The organism is Rhizobium sp. NFR07, assembly GCF_900111905.1.
Classification (GTDB): Bacteria; Pseudomonadota; Alphaproteobacteria; order Rhizobiales; family Rhizobiaceae; genus Neorhizobium.
In genome coordinates, this window is record NZ_FOKM01000011.1 from 34914 (window position 1) to 52713 (window position 17800).

Here is a 17800-nt window from a genome sequence, read left to right on the forward strand (position 1 = left end):
CACGAGGCCCGAAAATTTCAGAGGCCGAGCGTGCCCTTGTAGATGACGCCGGCGCCGCCTTCTGGGCGGTCGACCATGCGGCCGAGCTGCACGACGGTCTCGCCTTGGGCAGTCAGGACGTCGGTCAACGTCTGGGCATTTTCCGCCGAGACGACGACGATCATGCCGACGCCGCAGTTGAACGTGCGCAGCATTTCCTTCGCCTCGACGCCGCCGGTCGCAGCCAGCCAGGAGAAGACGGCCGGGACGGGAATGTTTCCGAGTTCGATTTCTGCGGAAAGCGTCTTCGGCAGAACGCGGGGAATGTTTTCCGGAAAACCGCCGCCGGTGATGTGGGCGAGTGCCTTCAGCGCATGCGTCTCGCGGATCGCCTTGAGGAGCGGCTTCACATAGATGCGGGTCGGGGTCAGCAGTGCTTCGCCGAGTTTCTTGTCTTCTGCGAACGGCGCGGCGGCATCCCAGGAAAGGCCGGAGATCGACACGATCTTGCGGACCAGCGAGAAGCCGTTGGAATGAACGCCGGAAGAGGTGAGGCCGAGAATGACATCGCCCGAAGCAATGTCGCCGGCCGGCAGCAGCTGGCCGCGTTCGGCAGCGCCGACGGCAAAGCCCGCGAGGTCATAGTCGCCATCAGAATACATGCCCGGCATTTCAGCCGTCTCGCCGCCGATCAGCGCGCAGCCGGATTCGACGCAGCCTGCCGCAATGCCCTTGACGATGGCCGCACCCTGGTCGGGGTCGAGCTTGCCGGTGGCGTAATAGTCGAGGAAGAGAAGTGGCTCTGCGCCCTGCACGACGAGGTCGTTGACGCACATGGCAACGAGGTCGATGCCGACGGTGTCATGGAAATCCGCGTCGATCGCGATCTTCAGCTTGGTGCCGACGCCGTCATTGGCGGCAACCAGGATCGGATCGTTGAAACCGGCTGCCTTCAGGTCGAACAGGCCGCCGAAGCCGCCGATTTCGCCGTCTGCACCGGGACGACGGGTCGAACGCACCGCCGGCTTGATCTTCTCGACCATCAGGTTGCCCGCATCGATATCGACGCCTGCATCGCTATAGGTGAGACCGTTCTTGCCCGCCTCGCTCATCATCCATCTCCAGTCCGGATCCAATGGGGAACTATAAGCTGCCGCCAATTGCATGACCTGCCCGGATATGCAAGCGTTGAGGCCGGATTTGCAGGTATTTCACAGGTCTTACGGCAAACGCAGACGTGAACTTGACCTCGCCCGCCAAGCCGCTCATATGCCCCATGCGCGGCAAGCCAGGAAGCACCGGCCGAGAAGCCGGCGGAGAGAAGAAGGAGCAGACATGCCATATCACGTCAGTGGGGCCAGCCTGAGGCGCCACCTCCTGTTCTGGATCGGCGTCCTTATTGGCTTCATCCTGTTTCTCTGGTTCTTCTCGTCCATCCTGCTGCCCTTCGTGGCCGGCATGGCGCTTGCCTATTTTCTCGATCCGGTCGCCGACTGGCTGGAGCGCCGGGGCCTCAGCCGCACCATGGCGACGATCGTTATCCTCGTCTGCTTCGTCACCGTTTTCGCGCTGGCCCTGATGCTGGTCATCCCGATCATCATCAGCCAGTTCACTCAGTTCGCCGCAGCGCTGCCGGGCTACATCACCGAGCTGCAGCAGATCATCTCGAGCCCGCAGACGTCGTTCTTGCCGCCCTGGATCTCGTCGCAGATCGAGACCGTGAAGGAGAACTTCTCCCAGGTTCTGAGCCAGGGTGCCGGCTTCATCGGTTCGCTGCTCGGGCAGATCTGGAATTCGGGCAAGGCGATCGTCGACGTCATGTCGCTGCTGGTCGTTACCCCGGTCGTCGCATTCTATATCCTGCTCGACTGGGACCGCATGGTCTCCAAGGTCGACAGCTGGGTGCCGCGCGATCAGGTCCAGGTCGTGCGTGAACTGGCGCGCGAGATGGACCGCTCGGTGGCTGGCTTCATCCGCGGGCAGGGCTCGCTCTGCCTCATCCTCGGTATCTATTATGCCGTCGGCTTGTCGCTGGTCGGGCTGAACTTCGGCCTGCTGATCGGCTTCGTTGCCGGCATGATCTCCTTCATCCCCTATATCGGCTCGCTCATCGGCCTGGTGATGGCGATCGGCGTCGCTCTTGTGCAGTTCTGGCCTGATTTCCCCTGGATCATCGCGGTTGCTGCTGTGTTCTTCTCGGGTCAGTTTATCGAGGGCAATATCCTGCAGCCGAAGCTGGTCGGCCAGAGCGTCGGCCTGCATCCAGTCTGGCTGATGTTCGCCTTGTTTGCCTTCGGCGCCCTGTTCGGCTTTGTCGGTCTTCTGATTGCGGTGCCGGCCGCAGCCATGGTGGGCGTGCTTGTCCGCTTCGCCCTGTCGCGGTATCTTGACAGCGACATCTACTACGGCCGATCCGTCGATCTTCCGTGGGAGGAGGCTGAGCCGCATGCCGTGGGGACCACAGGCAGCGCGCAGCAGCAGATCGAGGCCCCCAAGAGCGCGCCTGAGAACGAGCGCCCCTAAGAGCGAATGACCGATACGAACGAACGCCCGCGGCGCAAGGGCGAGCAATTGCCGCTGCATTTTACCCATGACGCTGCCCGCGGCCGCGATGACCTCATGGTGTCCGCCAGGCTGGCCGCCGCCGTCTCCGTCGTCGACGAATGGCCGAACTGGCCGTCGCCGGTCGTCATCCTGGCGGGGCCAATCGGCTCCGGCAAATCCCATCTTGCCCACATCTGGGGCGAGCGGGCAGGCGCCGCTGAAATTCATCCCGTCGCCGGCTCGAACGTTTCCGCCATTGCCGCTTCCGGTCCTGTTCTGTTCGAGGATGCCGATCGCCGCGGTTTCGACGAGACCGAGCTCTTCCACGTCATCAATGCAGTGCGCCAGCATGGCCACACGCTGCTGATGACGTCGCGCCTCTGGCCGGCCTCCTGGCAGGTCGCGCTGCCGGATCTCAAGTCGCGGCTGAAGGCCGCGACGGTGGTGGAAATCGGCGAGCCTGACGAAGAGCTTCTGGCACAAGTGATCGTAAAACTGTTTGCCGATCGACAGCTTAATATCGATGACAAGATTGTCGGCTATATCGTCAACCGGATGGAACGGTCGCTGGAGACGGCGCAGAACGTTGTTGAGCAGCTCGACAGGCTGGCGCTCGCCCGCGGCGTGCGTATCAATCGCAATCTGGCTGCCGAGGTTCTGGAAGGCCTTGGGCAGGTCGACGGCAGTGCCGGCGAGGGAGATTGACTGTCACAGTTCCGTCGTCAAAAAGTTATACGGCCGCAAGGCATAGAGGATAAGAGGACGGAACCATGGACCAGATCGCCGAACCGCAGGAAAACAAGCCGGAAATCAAGGGAGTGGAGGCGGTCCCGAGCTTCAAGGAACAGCTCGCGAGCCCCGAGCGTTTCATCAACCGCGAATTTTCCTGGCTGCAGTTCAATCGGCGTGTTCTGGAAGAGACCCTGAATACAGCGCACCCGCTGCTGGAGCGCGTTCGGTTCCTGTCCATTTCCGCTGCCAACCTCGATGAATTCTTCATGGTGCGCGTCGCCGGTCTCGAAGGCCAGGTCCGCCAGAACATTGTCGTGCGCAGCCCCGACGGCAAAACGCCGGCCGAGCAGCTCGATTCCATTCTACAGGAAATCGACAACCTGCAGATGGAGCAGCAGGCTTCGCTTGCGGTCCTGCAGCAGTATTTGGCCCAGGAAGACATCCTGATCGTCCGCCCCGGTGCTCTGTCGGCCGACGATCGCGCCTGGCTGGCGACCGATTTCGAAGAAGACCTCTTCCCTGTTCTGACACCTCTTGCCATCGACCCGGCGCACCCGTTCCCCTTCATCCCGAACCTTGGTTTCACCATGGGCCTGCAGCTGCACAGCCTGCACGGCAAGGAGCCGATGACCGGCCTGCTGCGCCTGCCGACGACGCTCGACCGTTTCGTGCGCCTGCCGGACGACGGCACGACGATCCGCTACATCACGCTTGAAGACGTGGTCGGCATGTTCACGGATCGGCTGTTCCCTGGTTATGAGGTGAGGGGCGCCGGCACATTCCGCATCATTCGCGACAGCGATTTGGAAGTGGAAGAAGAAGCCGAAGACCTGGTCCGTTTCTTCGAGACTGCGCTGAAGCGCCGCCGCCGCGGCAAGGTCATCCGTATCGAGACCGACTCGGAAATGCCCGCATCGCTGCGCCAGTTCGTGGTGCAGGAGCTCGGCGTGCCGGAAAACCGCGTCGCGGTTCTGCCCGGTCTGCTCGCGCTCAACACTATGTCGGAAATCACCAAGGCGCCGCGCGAAGACTTGCGCTTTGAAAGCTACAATGCGCGATTTCCCGAACGCGTCCGCGAACACGCTGGAGACTGCCTCGCTGCCATCCGCGAAAAGGACATGGTGGTCCACCATCCTTATGAGAGCTTCGACGTTGTTGTGCAGTTTCTTCTGCAGGCGGCGCGCGATCCCGACGTCCTCGCCATCAAGCAGACCCTCTACAGAACCTCCAACGACAGCCCCATCGTCCGAGCCCTGATCGATGCCGCCGAAGCCGGCAAGTCGGTCACCGCGCTGGTCGAGCTCAAGGCGCGGTTCGATGAAGAGGCAAATATCCGCTGGGCTCGCGACCTGGAGCGTGCCGGCGTACAGGTCGTGTTCGGCTTCATCGAACTGAAGACCCACGCAAAGATGTCCATGGTCGTGCGCCGCGAAGACGGCAAACTGCGTACCTATTGCCACCTCGGCACGGGCAACTACCACCCGATCACCGCGAAGATCTACACCGATCTGTCCTTCTTCACCTGCAATCCGAAGATCGCCCATGACATGGCGAATATCTTCAACTTTATCACCGGCTACGGCGAGCCGAAGGAAAGCATGAAGCTTGCCGTCTCGCCCTATACGCTGCGTCCGCGCATCCTCCGCCATATCGAGGAAGAGATCGCGCATGCAAAGGCAGGCCGTCCTGCCGCGATCTGGATGAAGATGAACTCGCTGGTCGACCCGGAGATCATCGACGCGCTCTATCGCGCCAGCCATGCCGGCGTGGAAGTCGATCTGGTCATTCGCGGCATCTGCTGCCTGCGCCCGCAGGTGGCGGGTCTTTCCGACAATATCCGGGTCAAGTCGATCGTCGGCCGCTTCCTGGAACACAGCCGCATCTTTTGCTTCGGCAACGGCCAGGGCCTGCCGTCTGACAAGGCGCTGGTCTATATCGGTTCGGCCGACATGATGCCGCGCAACCTCGATCGCCGTGTCGAGACGCTCGTGCCGCTGCTCAACCCGACCGTGCATGAGCAGGTTCTGTCACAGATTATGCTGGGCAACCTGATTGACAACCAGCAGAGCTACGAGATACTGCCCGACGGGACGTCAAGGCGCATGGAGGTGCGGCAGGGTGAGGAACCATTCAACGCCCAGCATTATTTCATGACCAACCCGAGCCTTTCCGGCCGGGGCGAAGCCTTGAAGTCGAGTGCACCGAAACTGATTGCAGGCGTGATGTCAGGCCGCAAGAAGTAGTCAGGCAAGATTAGGCAGTATGGTACGATCTGAAGCCCAGGGGCGGCTGCCCGGCATTGCCCCTGTTTCCGTCATCGACATCGGATCGAATTCCGTTCGAGTCGTCATCTATGAAGGTCTCACCCGCGCCCCGACGGTCCTTTTCAACGAAAAGGTTCTCTGCGGTCTGGGCAAGGGGCTGGGCTCGAACGGCCGTATGGATGACGAAGGCGTCGAGCGCGCACTTGATGCGCTCAAGCGTTTCAAGGCACTCTCCGATCAAGCGCGTGCCACGCATATCTACGTTCTGGCGACGGCCGCCGCCCGCGAGGCGAGCAACGGTCCCGATTTTATCCGCAAGGCGGAGCAAATTCTCGGCCAGGAAATCCAGGTTTTGTCCGGCGAGCAGGAAGCGCATTATTCGGCGCTTGGCGTCATCAGCGGCTTCCATCAGGTGGACGGCATTGCAGGCGATCTCGGCGGCGGCTCGCTGGAACTGATCGATATTGACGGGCATAAATTCGGTCGCGGCATTACCCTGCCGCTCGGCGGCCTGAGGCTGTCGGAATCCTCCGGCAACTCGCTGACCAAGGCACGTACCTTCGCACGCAAGCAGGTCAATACCGCCCGTTTCCTGGAAAAGGGTGAGGGGCGCACCTTTTATGCCGTTGGCGGCACCTGGCGAAACATCGCCAAGCTGCACATGGAAATCACCAAATATCCGCTGCACATGATGCAGGAATACGAGCTTCCTCTCGACGAGATGCAGAAGTTCCTCGAAGAAGTTATCGCTGCCAAGGATTCCAAGGATGGTGCCTGGCAGGCCGTGTCCAAGAGCCGCCGCGCGCTTCTTCCCTATGGCGCGATCGCCATGCAGGAAGTGCTGACGGTGATGAAGCCGGCCCGCATCACCTTCTCCGCCCAGGGTGTACGCGAAGGTTATCTCTATTCGCTGCTTCCCGATGAGGAACGGACATCGGATCCGTTGCTCGTCGCTGCCGATCAGCTGGCAATCCTTCGCGCCCGCTCGCCCGAGCATGCGCGCGAGCTGGCGGACTGGACCGGCCGCATGGTGCCCTTCTTCGGCATTACCGAAACTGAAGAAGAAAGCCGCTACCGGCAGGCCGCATGCCTCGTTGCCGATATCAGCTGGCGCGCCCATCCGGACTATCGCGGCGCCCAGGCGCTGAACGTGATCGCCCACTCGTCCTTCGTCGGCATCACCCATCCGGGCCGTTCCTATCTGGCGCTGGCAAATTACTATCGCTTCGAAGGCCTTGCGGATAACGGTGCCACTGATCCGCTTGCCAAGATAACCACGCAGCGGCTTCTGGACCTGGCCAAGCTACTTGGCGGGCTCCTGCGTGTCGTCTACCTTTTCTCGGCGTCAATGCCTGGCCTCGTCAATCACCTCACTTTCAGGCAGTCGATGTCGCCCGATCTCGACCTCGAATTCGTCGTGCCCAATGCCTATCGCAATTTTGCAGGCGAAAGGCTCGACGGCCGCCTGCAGCAACTGGCGAAACTCACCGGCAAGCGCTTGGCTTTCACGTTCGAATAGGAATCCCGCCATTGCAACTAGCTCCGGGCCTCGGGCCCGGACCGGGAAAATGAAGGCAAGTGTATGAGCAGCGACAACGTCATTCCCTTTCGACGGCCAGATGCGCTCTCTAAATTTGCCGCTTCCAGTTTCGTCACTAGGCGTTACGGTACAGCGGATGCCGCCCGGCTGTCCGCTTTCGAAAAGCGCTACGGCATTCATTTTTCAGACGGCTATCGAAATTTTCTGATGCGGGAAAATGGCCTGGATTACAGTCTTGCGCCAGAGGCGGACAAGGCCACCATTGACGATGACAGGCGCGACCGGTTCGTCCTGTCCGACATCAATACCCTGTTCGGCATCGGCAACGGGCACACCTATTACGATCTGGAAAAGCTCGCGCCCAAGATGGATTTCCATGATTACGACTTCACGCCATTCGCCCATGTGATTGGCCTGGGCGGAGACTTCTGCACCTTAGTGGAGATTTCTGGAGGCCGTTACGACGGCCATATCATGTATACGGATGGCGAGCTTTTCAGCGGCTTCAGGGGAGCCGGCGTTGCGTACAAGTCCACCGACGAGGCAGTCGATTACCTCGTCGAGGCCGGCTATTACTCCGTGATCGCAAGTGATGTTTGCGACCTGATAACGAAATACGCGCGGTTCGTATGAACCGGCGTCCTTGCCGCCGGCTTTGCAGCGTCATTCTTCGATATTCGGCTCGACCAGTCTCGCGAGGTTGCGCAGCGAGTCCTGCCAGCCGAGATAGCAGGCCTCGGCCGGAATGAGATCCGGCACGCCGGCCTGGGTGATTTCCATATCCGTTCCGACCGATACCGATTTCAGGATCACCGTGACTTCCATTTCGCCCGGCAGGTTCTGATCATCGAAGCGATCGGTATAGCGAATGCGTTCGCCGGGCGTGAATTCGAGAAACTCGCCGCCGAAGGAATGGCTCTCGGTCGTCGTGAAATTGCGGAAGGACATCCGGAACCGGCCGCCGACCGATGGGTCAAAATCATGGACGGTGCAGGCAAAGCCGTTCGGCGGAAGCCATTTGGCGAGTGCATCGGCCTCGATGAAGGCGCGGTAGACCTTCTGCGGACTGGTGGCAAGAACGCGGTGCAGTTTGATCGTGCTTGGCATGTCGACTTCCTCCGGTTGTCCTCTGGATGTCTCAAGGACGGACGGGCTTTGCGCGTTCCGACAAGTGTCGATCTTTTTTGTAGCGGAAATTCGAGGCGATTTCGGCAAGACGAAAAAAAACGCGGCCGGCAGGTGCCGACCGCGTCTCTTCAGATTGCGCAGGGTTGCTTACTTGGCGGACAGGAACTCGCCCGCTTCGATCAGGCTGAATTCGTTGTCGTCTGCCTTGTCGACGGCACGGCCGGCCGAGAAGGGCAGGTTGTTGTCGTTGCCGATGATCAGGTGCGTCGCGTCGATCTGGTCGACATTTTCGATCGTCACGAACGGCATGTCATAGACGCCATCCTTGGAGCCGGCCTTCTTTTTGTTGTCCGGGTCCTTGATGTTGAGAAGATCGATATAGCCGATCTTGCGCACAGCCTTGCCGACATTGGCGTCGTTGAATTCGATCTTGTAGACGCGCTTCAGTTCAGCCGGAGCCTCGAAGCAATCCGGCTTCGGCTGCTTCGGATCGGCGCATGCCTTGTCTTTGGAGCCCGCGCCGTTGTCACGCTCGATCACGAGAGCGGTCGTCTCGTCCATCATGTTGAAGTCGCCGATTGCAACGCCCTTGTCTGCGAATGGATAGAGCCACGAACGGCCGGTCCACTTCTCGGCGGCGATATCGAACTCGATGACGCGGATCGCGGTCTTGCCATCTACCTGTTCGACCTGGCCGTCGACATAGAGCGGGCCTTCGAGCAGGCCGTAGAGCCTGGTGCCGTCCTTTGACATTGCCATGCCTTCAAAGCCGCCGGAGCGCTTCAGGTTGAAGACCGGCATCTTGGCGGTCGGATTTGCCGGAACCGACAGTGTCGGGTTGTCGGGCGAGGTGACCGGCTTGCCGTCAACCGTGGTTGCAAAAACATCGGTCAGCTGGCCGAGCGCATCTACCTTGATCAGGTAAGGGCCGAATTCCTCGCCGAGCCAGAAGCCGTCACCGGCAGGCTGGATGGATTCGATGTCGAAATCGGCACCCGTCAGATAGCGTTTCTCGGTGCCTTCCATGGTGATCGGGAAGGGGGCGATCTTGTTTGGGTCCGACAGGAAGATGTTCTTCACGACCTCGACCTTGTTGGTCGCCCAGTCGAACTTCACCTGGTGCAGGAACAGCATGGCGTCGGACGAATTGGCCTTGGAGCCGAAGCCGTTGTCGGACAGCGTCCAGAACGTGCCGTCGGCCATCGCCTTGATGCCGGAAAAGCCCTGGATCGGCTGGCCGTCGAGCGGCAGCTTCACGTCGGTGATGCGTGCCCCGTCCTTGCCGTCGACTTTGCCGAGCTTTTCGGTGCGCTTGCGGTCCGGGGTGGTGAACTTGCCGGAGGTCTTCAGAAAGTCTGGTGCATCAGCCGGGGCAGGGGTGACGGTGTTGGCCGGAAGGATGGCCTGGCCGGCGAGCTTTGCCGGGAATTCCTTGTCGTCCGCCAGAGCCTGGCCGGAGAACACAGAGGCAGCAATGATCGCTACGAGTGCGACGGAAGAAAAAAAGGTTCTGGTCATGAAACACCTATCGATCTGGCGTGAAACACGCGCTGTCGATAGGTGCCCTGCATGACGGGCAGGTGATGGAATGGCGACGGCTGAATGAAGAATCGAAGACAGAAATGTAACAGGGCCGGTCTCGTCGCGAACCGGTTTGCGAAAATCAACGAGAGCATTGATGAAACGCCATCCAGCGGCCCGGCGTCATGCCGAAAGCGCGGCGGAAATGGCGGGTGAAGTGCGCCTGATCGGCAAAGCCCGAACCGATCGCCGCATCCGCCAGCGAGCTGCCTTCCGCAATGAGCCGCTTGGCCCGGTCAAGGCGGCGCATGATCAGATAGCGATGCGGGCTGGTGCCGAGCAGCCGGCGGAACTGTCGCGCAAGGTCATAGCGATCGAGCCCGGTCGCCGCCTCCAGCGTGTCCGAGTCGACCGCTTCGTCGCAATGGCTTTCGAGGACGTCGCGGGCGCGCATGACGGCGGTTCGGGCAGTTGCCTTAATCGTTTTGCGGGGGATGCCGGCCTGCCGGGACAGGCCAGCGGAAATACGCATCACGGTGTCGTCCATCAGGAGATCGCCGGGTTCATGATCGAGGTCACCGAGAACCTCGGCCAGAGCCTGCCAGAGATCCTTATCCGTCGTGACCGGGTTTGCAACGAAGGGCAATGTGCAGCGATGGCCGTCGACCGCGCCGATCAATTCCGGCGGCAGGTAGATCATCCGGTAGATCAGCCCGTCTTCCGTTCCCGCCGCACCGTCATGCACCTCGTCCGGATGCAGGACGATGACGTTGCCGGGATTGCTGAATCGCTCGGCGCCGCGATAGCGAAACGTCTGGACGCCGTGAAGTGTCAGCCCCAGCGCATAAGTGTCGTGCCGATGCGGCGAAAAGCCGTTGCCGTGAAAGCGTGCTTCGATCCGCTCGACGCCGCGACGTGGCAGCGCGATGCGCATCCCGTCCGCGAACTGGCCGGGCTGCGCCTTGCACGAACGTTCAAGACCGTCAGTGCCCGGCAACGCTAATTGCTCGGCTCTTTCGATCCCACGAACGGAGTTTTCCTGCATGTTCGATACCAAGATCGCGATCCTTGTTCGCGACGACCTCGCCACCTGGCAGAAGCTGAACGTCACAGCCTTCCTGACAAGCGGCATCGTGGCACAATCGCCGGCGATCATCGGCGAAGCATATCGGGATGCGGCTGGCCATGTCTATAATCCCATGACCATCCAGCCCATTGTCGTGCACGCAGCCGACCAGGAGACGCTGCGGGCGGTCCACAGGCGAGCGCTCGACCGCGGTGTCGTCACCTCGGCCTATATCGAGGAGATGTTCTCGACCGGCCATGATGCCGCCAACCGGGATGTGTTCTTACAATTCGGCCCCGACGACGCTCGCCTCGTCGGTATTGCCTTGCGGGCGGACAAGAAGCTGGTCGACAAGATCACGAAGGGCGCCAGAATGCATCCGTGACGAGCTGATCAGGCCTCAAGCGCCAGCGTCGCGAAACTGGCCAGCCAGTGCTCGCCCATATAGTCGCCGGCAACATGGGCGAGGCCGCTCGCCAGGTGCTCTTCGGCGACATCTACCATGATCGCGTGTCGCGGATCGCTCTGCGGCAGTGCCGCGGCCAGCGAGCGCCAGCACCAGGCGCGCGACAGGTTCAGCCCGTCGAGATGGGCAATCTTCCCGTCGGTACGATCGGAAACGGAGGCCGGGGCGAAAAGCGTCTCGGGCTTCTGCTGTGTGATCTCCGGCAGGAACGCATCGAACCAGCGCAGGAAATCCGTTTCCGGCATCAGTCGCCGCATGCATTCCGCCCCAATCAATGCGGAAGAGAGGAAATCGTCGCCGGACGGCTCGCCCCAGGCAGGGCACGCTTCGTCCTTGCCGTACCAGCGTTGTGCCGTGTCCTGCAGCAGCTGTATGAGGTGCTGGTCACCCGCTGTCTCGGCATAGTCCGCAGCCAGGCGCAGGGCGAAGGCCGTATTGAAATGCGTGCCGACGCGGACGGGGTAGGTGGCGATCGGCAGGAAGTCGCGGAAACGCTGGACAAAGATTTCGGTCAGCGGGCGAAGCGCTTCGGCCCAGCGGCCGCCTTCCAGTCCCTCCAGTTCCGCGGCGAGCTTCAAGAGCCAGCCCCATCCATAGGGGCGCTCGAAACCGCGCATCATCGGTGCGCTCATGGTGGCGCATTCGCCTGCCACCTTGTCGGGCACCAGCATCACATCAAAGAGCGAGCGGATCCCGGCGGCCGCCGGAATATCCGGAAACCTGCGCAGCATATGGGCAAGCATCCAGTAGCCGTGAACGCAGGAATGCCAGTCGAAACTGCCGTAAAAGACCGGGTAGAGCCCACTCGGTGTCTTCGCATCCTCCGGTCCCGCAAGCACGTTGCCCGGCTTGTTGGGATATTCCCGCCTAACATGCCCGAGCGCGATGATCGCAAACCTCTGGGCAATGTCTGAGGTGAGGGAAGGGCGCATGACTAAAGCTCGACCGCCTCGACCTTCTTGTTGACGAAGCGCAGGGCAACGCCACCTTCGATCAGTTTGAGGGCGGTGTCGCCGAACAGCTCGCGGCGCCAGCCGGAAAGGGCGGCGACCTCGGCATTCTCGCCTTCCGCGGCGATCTTTTCGAGATCGTCGGTATTGGCGATCACCTTGGCGGCAACACCCTGCTTGTCGGAGATGAGCTTCAGGAGCACCTTGAGCAGTTCGACGGCGGCAGCCGTGCCTTCCGGCACATGGCTGTGCTTCGGCGGATGCGGCATATCTGCCTTGGGCAGCGCGAGCGCCGCATTGACGGCTTCCACGATCGCAGCACCCGAGGAAGAGCGCTCCCAGCCCTTCGGGATGGTGCGCAGACGGCCAAGCGCTTCCGTATCCTTCGGCTGCTGCTGGGCGATTTCGTAGATGGCATCGTCCTTCAGCACGCGCGAACGCGGCACGTTGCGGCTGCGAGCCTCCCGTTCACGCCAGGCGGCGACGAATTTGAGGATCGCCAGTTCCGTCGGCTTGCGCAGGCGGGCCTTTAGACGCTGCCAGGCATCGTCCGGATGCAGATCATAGGTGCCTGGGTTTTCCAGGATCGCCATTTCCTCGGTCAACCAAAGGGCGCGGCCTTCGCGCTCCAGCTCGGTCTTCAGATGCTGGTAGACGTCGCGCAAATGGGTAACGTCGGCCAGCGCGTATTCGAGCTGCTTTTCGGACAGGGGACGGCGGCTCCAGTCGGTGAAGCGCGACGACTTGTCGATATGGACGTTCTTGATGCGGCTGACGAGCTGGTCGTAGGAGACGCTGTCCCCGAAGCCGCAGACCATGGCGGCGACCTGCGTGTCGAAGATCGGATGCGGCACGAGATTGCCAAGATGGTGGATGATCTCGATATCCTGCCTTGCGGCATGGAAGACCTTCACCACTGCGGGGTTCGCCATCAGCTCGAAGAAGGGCTTCAGGTCCAGCCCTTTTGCCAGCGGATCGACCAGCACTTCGACCGTCGGGCTGGCCATCTGGATGAGGCAGAGTTCCGGCCAGAAAGTCGTCTCACGGAGGAATTCCGTATCGATGGTGATGAAGTCTGACTGAGCCAGTTCGGCGCAGGCTTTCTCGAGGGCTGCGGTTGTGTCGATCATTGGTCCGTTCGCGGTAGGTGATCAGCCTTCCTTTCGCTTTAGGCCCGTTGAGTCAATAGCGCGACGGGGATTCCGCACGGCTTACTCCCGGCCATCCTTCTTCGGCGGTTCGGCAAGACGGTTGAAATAGGCGGAGGTGCGCAGCAGCGCCCGGAAACGCGAATGACGCTCGGACGGCGGCACCGGCGGCCTGACCCCCATGCGTCTGAGCGTGAAGATGAAGAACCCGATGAAAATGAACGATGTATACGCGAAGAAGGCGCGCGGTCCGTAGTGCTCGAGCAGGGTCGCGGCAAGCAGTGGCCCGATCGTTGCGCCCACCGACCAGAAGAACAGCAGTCCCGCCGCAATCAGCGCATATTGGCCAGGGCCGGCATGATCGTTTCCATGGGCCGAGCAGAGCGAATAGAGCGGCATGGAAAACGCGCCGAAGAGGAAGACCGCAATGATATTGGCCGTCTCGCTGGTTCCAGCGCCAAAGGAGAGATAGGCCCCGGTGAGGATCGAGCCGGCCGTTGCCCACAGGATGACGCGCCGCCGGTCGAGCTTGTCGGAATAAAGACCGAGCGGATATTGCAGCACTACACCGCCGATGATGCCGGCGCTCATGAAGGTGGCGATCGAGGTGATGCTCATGCCGAGTTCGGCGGCATAGATCGGCCCGATATTGCGGAAGGCGGCCATGGACAGGCCGACCGCCACGACGCCGACGACGGCGAGCGGCGAGATGCGCCAGACAGCCTTGAGATCGAAGGCGATCGCCTCCGGTGCCGTAGGGCTCGACTTGTCGGCGAGCGAAATCGGCACGAGCGACAGGATGAGCGCGAAGACGATGATGTTGAAGATCACCGGCCCGTCGATGCCGAAGGTCGGGATCATATATTGCGCTATTGTCACGGAGCCGAGATCGACGAAGCGATAGACCGACAGCGTGCGCGCCCGGTTCTCGTTGGTGACCTTGGCATTGATCCAGCTTTCCACCGTCGCGAACAGGCAGGCGACGGCAAGCCCGATCACGAAGCGCATTCCGAGCCAGAAGGCGGCATCGACGAACATCGACATGGCAAGCGAGGCGGCCGCGGTAATCGCCGCCATCGCTGCGAAGACACGGATATGCCCGATCGAGCGCAGAAGCCGGCCGACATAGATGCAGCCGATCGCAAAGCCGATGCTGTAGCCCGCGCCGATCATGCCGATCACCGAGGGCAAAAATCCCTCCGCCGTGCCACGCAGCGCGATATAGGTGCCCTGCAGGCCGTTGCCGCCGATCAGGATGCCGGCGGTGACGAGAAGGGGCACGAGTGGCTTGATATGGTTCATGGCTGCCAGGGGGAATCGCTGCGCGTGATGTCGACCAATCTCTAGCTCAGCAGGTTGCAGGACGACAGGGTTAAAACCGCAAAAATGCGATTGCGGGGACGATCTTGCGCCACGTCGAATGAATGGCGGACAGACTTGCCGCAGACGAGAACCGCCATAGGTCACGGTGGGTATTCGGATCTATTGCGACGGGACATGTGAATGACGGAAATGATATTATGGGAGGGGACGCCGTCTGCTGTTCCCGCTTTCCGCATCCTTGCCATCATCGACGGCGACATACATGCCGGACAAACCCGGGACCTCCTTGGCCGTATCTACCAGCGGTTCGAGGGACGCTATGGCAAGGGCGGCGGCGAAGTCTCCTATAATTTTCCCGGCCATCGCGGCAAAATCCGGAAAGCCAATCTGAAACTGCTGGAGGAAGGCCGGGAGTTCTTCCTGCGCGACGAGACGGAATATGGTCAGGGCATTAGGCGCTATGGATATGCGATCGAGGAATTCGGTCATCCGGGTGTCCCTTTCTTCGGCGTCGAACAGCGCAGCTATTTTCATTTCCTCGACATCGCGCTTCCCGAGGACACGGCCTCCATCGTCGAGTTTGCGGATTTCGTCACGGCCGAGCTTCTGAACGCACCGGTCATAACCGGGGTTATGGGCATGGGCTTTTTCCTGCCCTACCATAAAGACAGCCTGAAGTTCCTGCTCGGTGGCAAAGTCGAGCGCTACAAGGCCGCGCTCGAAATCACGCCGGACATGGTCTATGACGGCATACGCACCGAAGGTTCTTCCTATCGCTGGAAGACCGGTGAATTGCCGGGCATTGCCGATATCGGCTGGCGTACTCTCATCGGTGCCGGATTCTGGCCTCGGCTGCCTGATATCGCGCAGTTGCGGTCCGGATCGGATATCGCTGTGGAGAAGTCGGAACGTGTATTATGCGTGACGGCCGGCGAACGCCCGATCTGGGGCGATGTCGAGGCGGGCGACAACATCGACGCCTATCGCTCGGTTGCCAGCTATTTGGCCCCCATCCGCCTGCCGGAAGGCTGCCTGCAGGCGTTCGGCTTCGGCGGCGGAATGATGTCCGGGCATGAAGCCAAGGTCCATGCCTATATTCATCGGTTCGATTAACCCGTGAAGCCGTCCTGCAGTCTTTCGGTGCGCTTCCTGCCCTGATAGCCCGTCAAAGCCTTGACAAATCGGACCACCCATGCGCTTTTCGCGCCGATTTTCCATGATATCGGCAGGGCTGCTTCGTGCGCCCGACAAAGGCCGTTCAAAAGCATCAGTCCAGGATAAAAGACATGCATCGTTACCGCAGCCACACCTGTGCAGCCCTCCGCAAGTCGGATGTCGGCTCCAATGTTCGCATCTCCGGCTGGGTCCATCGCGTGCGAGATCATGGCGGCGTCCTTTTCGTCGATCTGCGCGACCATTACGGCATGACCCAGGTCGTTTGCGACCCGGACAGCCCGGCCTTCAAGACGGCCGAAGTCGTTCGTGGCGAGTGGGTCATCCGCATCGATGGCGTGGTCAAGGCGCGTTCGGAAGACACCGTCAACAAGACCATGTCGACGGGTGAAATCGAACTCTACGCCAAGGAAATCGAAGTTCTTTCTGCTGCCAAGGAATTGCCGCTGCCGGTCTTCGGCGAGCCGGAATATCCGGAAGATGTGCGCCTGAAGTATCGCTTCCTCGACCTGCGCCGCGAGACGCTGCACAAGAACATCGTCAAGCGCACCCAGATCATCGCCGCCATGCGCCGCGAAATGACCGCCGGCGGTTTCACCGAATATTCGACGCCGATCCTGACGGCTTCTTCGCCGGAAGGTGCGCGCGACTTCCTCGTGCCGTCGCGTATCCATCCCGGCAAGTTCTTCGCGTTGCCGCAGGCGCCGCAGCAGTACAAGCAGCTGATGATGGTTGCCGGTTTCGACCGCTACTTCCAGATCGCGCCATGCTTCCGCGATGAAGACCCGCGTGCCGACCGCCTGCCGGGCGAATTCTACCAGCTCGACCTCGAAATGAGCTTCGTCACCCAGGAAGAAGTCTGGGAGACGATGGAACCGGTCATGCGCGGCATCTTCGAAGAGTTCGCCGAAGGCAAGCCGGTCACCAGGGAATTCCCGCGCATCCCGTACGATGTCGCGATCCGCAAGTATGGTTCCGACAAGCCGGATCTGCGCAACCCGATCGAGATGGAAGCCGTTACCGAGCATTTTGCTGGCTCCGGCTTCAAGGTATTCGCCAGCATGATCGCCTCAAACCCGAAGGTTGAAGTCTGGGCGATCCCGGCCAAGACCGGCGGCAGCCGCGCATTCTGCGACCGCATGAACGCCTGGGCGCAGCAGCAGGGCCAGCCTGGCCTCGGCTACATCTTCTGGAAGGAAGAAGAAGGCAAGGTTGCCGGCTCCGGTCCGCTTGCCAAGAACATCGGCGAAGAACGCACCGAAGCACTGCGCGTCCAGCTCGGCCTCGAAGCAGGAGATGCCTGCTTCTTCGTCGCCGGCGAACCGGAAAAGTTCTACAAGTTTGCAGGCGAAGCGCGTAACCGCGCTGCCGACGAGCTGGGTCTCGCCAACAAGGACCAGTTCGCGCTGTGCTGGATCGTCGACTTCCCGTTCTTCGAATATAACGAAGAAGACAAGAAGATCGATTTCGCTCACAACCCGTTCTCGATGCCGCAGGGCGGTCTCGACGCGCTGGAAAACCAGGATCCGCTGACGATCAAGGCATACCAGTACGACATGGTCTGCAACGGCTTCGAAATCGCTTCGGGCTCGATCCGTAACCAGCTGCCGGAAGTCATGGTCAAGGCCTTCGAAATGGTCGGCCTTTCCCAGCAGGACGTGGAAGATCGCTTCGGCGGCCTCTACCGTGCCTTCCAGTACGGTGCGCCCCCGCATGGCGGCATGGCAGCCGGCGTCGACCGCGTCGTCATGTTGCTGACCGGTGCAAAGAACCTGCGCGAAATCACGCTGTTCCCGATGAACCAGCAGGCACAGGACCTTCTGATGGGCGCCCCGTCGGAAGCCACCCCGACGCAGCTGCGCGAGCTGGCGATCCGCCCGATCCCGCCCGTTAAGAAGGACTGATTTCCGGTCCTTTTCCAAGCATAGTTCCGGAACATTTCGACGGCGACCTTCGGGTCGCCGTT

Annotated in this window: 15 protein-coding genes; 8 read left to right on the forward strand and 7 right to left on the reverse strand. The window is 61.1% G+C overall.

Annotated features, from left to right (window positions below; all coding sequences use genetic code 11):
• Positions 1–17: 17 nt before the first annotated feature.
• Complete coding sequence (gene purM / locus BM216_RS21585) at positions 18–1091, reverse strand: phosphoribosylformylglycinamidine cyclo-ligase (protein WP_093001288.1); 1074 nt, start codon at positions 1089–1091, stop codon at positions 18–20.
• Between the two features lie 223 nt (positions 1092–1314).
• On the opposite strand from purM, the gene BM216_RS21590 reads away from it, so the two are divergent.
• From BM216_RS21590 to BM216_RS21610, 5 genes are all read left to right on the forward strand, one after another.
• On the forward strand, positions 1315–2502 hold the full coding sequence (locus tag BM216_RS21590; RefSeq protein WP_093001289.1) for an AI-2E family transporter: 1188 nt from the start codon (positions 1315–1317) through the stop codon (positions 2500–2502).
• A 6-nt stretch (positions 2503–2508) separates the two neighbouring features.
• Entirely contained in the window at positions 2509–3228 is a 720-nt protein-coding gene (gene hdaA, locus BM216_RS21595; RefSeq protein WP_093001290.1) for a DnaA regulatory inactivator HdaA, read from the forward strand.
• A gap of 65 nt (positions 3229–3293) precedes the next feature.
• Positions 3294–5498: an RNA degradosome polyphosphate kinase gene (locus BM216_RS21600; protein ID WP_093001291.1), complete on the forward strand. Its 2205-nt coding sequence runs from the start codon at positions 3294–3296 to the stop codon at positions 5496–5498.
• Between the two features lie 19 nt (positions 5499–5517).
• On the forward strand, positions 5518–7038 hold the full coding sequence (ppx, locus tag BM216_RS21605) for an exopolyphosphatase (RefSeq protein WP_093001292.1): 1521 nt from the start codon (positions 5518–5520) through the stop codon (positions 7036–7038).
• A 63-nt stretch (positions 7039–7101) separates the two neighbouring features.
• Complete coding sequence (locus BM216_RS21610; RefSeq protein WP_093001293.1) at positions 7102–7692, forward strand: SMI1/KNR4 family protein; 591 nt, start codon at positions 7102–7104, stop codon at positions 7690–7692.
• Between the two features lie 30 nt (positions 7693–7722).
• Here BM216_RS21610 and BM216_RS21615 read toward each other — a convergent pair whose 3' ends face one another.
• The 3 genes from BM216_RS21615 to BM216_RS21625 form a co-directional block, all read right to left on the reverse strand.
• Positions 7723–8166, reverse strand: coding sequence for an SRPBCC family protein (locus tag BM216_RS21615; protein WP_093001294.1), 444 nt, complete (start codon positions 8164–8166; stop codon positions 7723–7725).
• 168 nt (positions 8167–8334) lie between these two features.
• Positions 8335–9705: an esterase-like activity of phytase family protein gene (locus BM216_RS21620; protein ID WP_093001295.1), complete on the reverse strand. Its 1371-nt coding sequence runs from the start codon at positions 9703–9705 to the stop codon at positions 8335–8337.
• A gap of 145 nt (positions 9706–9850) precedes the next feature.
• The gene (locus BM216_RS21625; RefSeq protein WP_244530258.1) at positions 9851–10765 is read right to left on the reverse strand and encodes an AraC family transcriptional regulator; all 915 of its coding nucleotides are present in this window, start codon (positions 10763–10765) and stop codon (positions 9851–9853) included.
• Here BM216_RS21625 and BM216_RS21630 point away from each other — a divergent pair.
• Positions 10752–11159 carry a DUF2000 family protein gene (locus BM216_RS21630; RefSeq protein WP_093001297.1) on the forward strand — a complete coding sequence of 136 codons (408 nt, stop codon included), beginning with the start codon at positions 10752–10754 and terminating at the stop codon, positions 11157–11159. The genes BM216_RS21625 and BM216_RS21630 overlap by 14 nt on opposite strands.
• Before the next feature lie 8 nt (positions 11160–11167).
• Here the strand turns inward: BM216_RS21630 and BM216_RS21635 are convergent, their stop codons facing one another.
• The 3 genes from BM216_RS21635 to BM216_RS21645 form a co-directional block, all read right to left on the reverse strand.
• Complete coding sequence (locus tag BM216_RS21635; RefSeq protein WP_093001298.1) at positions 11168–12172, reverse strand: DUF2891 domain-containing protein; 1005 nt, start codon at positions 12170–12172, stop codon at positions 11168–11170.
• A 2-nt stretch (positions 12173–12174) separates the two neighbouring features.
• Positions 12175–13320, reverse strand: a complete 1146-nt coding sequence (gene rnd, locus BM216_RS21640; RefSeq protein WP_093001299.1) for a ribonuclease D — start codon at positions 13318–13320, stop codon at positions 12175–12177.
• A gap of 81 nt (positions 13321–13401) precedes the next feature.
• A complete protein-coding gene (locus BM216_RS21645; RefSeq protein WP_093001300.1) occupies positions 13402–14640 on the reverse strand; it encodes an MFS transporter in 1239 nt (412 codons plus the stop codon).
• Between the two features lie 201 nt (positions 14641–14841).
• Here BM216_RS21645 and BM216_RS21650 point away from each other — a divergent pair, with 201 nt between their 5' ends.
• Positions 14842–15774 (forward strand): DUF3396 domain-containing protein, encoded by a 933-nt coding sequence (locus BM216_RS21650; protein WP_093001301.1) that lies wholly within the window; start codon positions 14842–14844, stop codon positions 15772–15774.
• Positions 15775–15947: 173 nt separating this feature from the next.
• A complete protein-coding gene (gene aspS, locus BM216_RS21660) occupies positions 15948–17738 on the forward strand; it encodes an aspartate--tRNA ligase (protein ID WP_093001303.1) in 1791 nt (596 codons plus the stop codon).
• Positions 17739–17800 lie beyond the last annotated feature (62 nt).

What these genes read in the sequence shown, in the direction of transcription:
- purM (WP_093001288.1), bottom strand. Translation starts at nt 1,091, where the DNA reads ATGAGCGAGGCGGGCAAGAACGGTCTCACCTATAGCGATGCAGGCGTC.
- BM216_RS21590 (WP_093001289.1), top strand. Translation starts at nt 1,315, where the DNA reads ATGCCATATCACGTCAGTGGGGCCAGCCTGAGGCGCCACCTCCTGTTC.
- hdaA (WP_093001290.1), top strand. Translation starts at nt 2,509, where the DNA reads ATGACCGATACGAACGAACGCCCGCGGCGCAAGGGCGAGCAATTGCCG.
- BM216_RS21600 (WP_093001291.1), top strand. Translation starts at nt 3,294, where the DNA reads ATGGACCAGATCGCCGAACCGCAGGAAAACAAGCCGGAAATCAAGGGA.
- ppx (WP_093001292.1), top strand. Translation starts at nt 5,518, where the DNA reads ATGGTACGATCTGAAGCCCAGGGGCGGCTGCCCGGCATTGCCCCTGTT.
- BM216_RS21610 (WP_093001293.1), top strand. Translation starts at nt 7,102, where the DNA reads ATGAGCAGCGACAACGTCATTCCCTTTCGACGGCCAGATGCGCTCTCT.
- BM216_RS21615 (WP_093001294.1), bottom strand. Translation starts at nt 8,166, where the DNA reads ATGCCAAGCACGATCAAACTGCACCGCGTTCTTGCCACCAGTCCGCAG.
- BM216_RS21620 (WP_093001295.1), bottom strand. Translation starts at nt 9,705, where the DNA reads ATGACCAGAACCTTTTTTTCTTCCGTCGCACTCGTAGCGATCATTGCT.
- BM216_RS21630 (WP_093001297.1), top strand. Translation starts at nt 10,752, where the DNA reads ATGTTCGATACCAAGATCGCGATCCTTGTTCGCGACGACCTCGCCACC.
- BM216_RS21635 (WP_093001298.1), bottom strand. Translation starts at nt 12,172, where the DNA reads ATGCGCCCTTCCCTCACCTCAGACATTGCCCAGAGGTTTGCGATCATC.
- rnd (WP_093001299.1), bottom strand. Translation starts at nt 13,320, where the DNA reads ATGATCGACACAACCGCAGCCCTCGAGAAAGCCTGCGCCGAACTGGCT.
- BM216_RS21645 (WP_093001300.1), bottom strand. Translation starts at nt 14,640, where the DNA reads ATGAACCATATCAAGCCACTCGTGCCCCTTCTCGTCACCGCCGGCATC.
- BM216_RS21650 (WP_093001301.1), top strand. Translation starts at nt 14,842, where the DNA reads ATGACGGAAATGATATTATGGGAGGGGACGCCGTCTGCTGTTCCCGCT.
- aspS (WP_093001303.1), top strand. Translation starts at nt 15,948, where the DNA reads ATGCATCGTTACCGCAGCCACACCTGTGCAGCCCTCCGCAAGTCGGAT.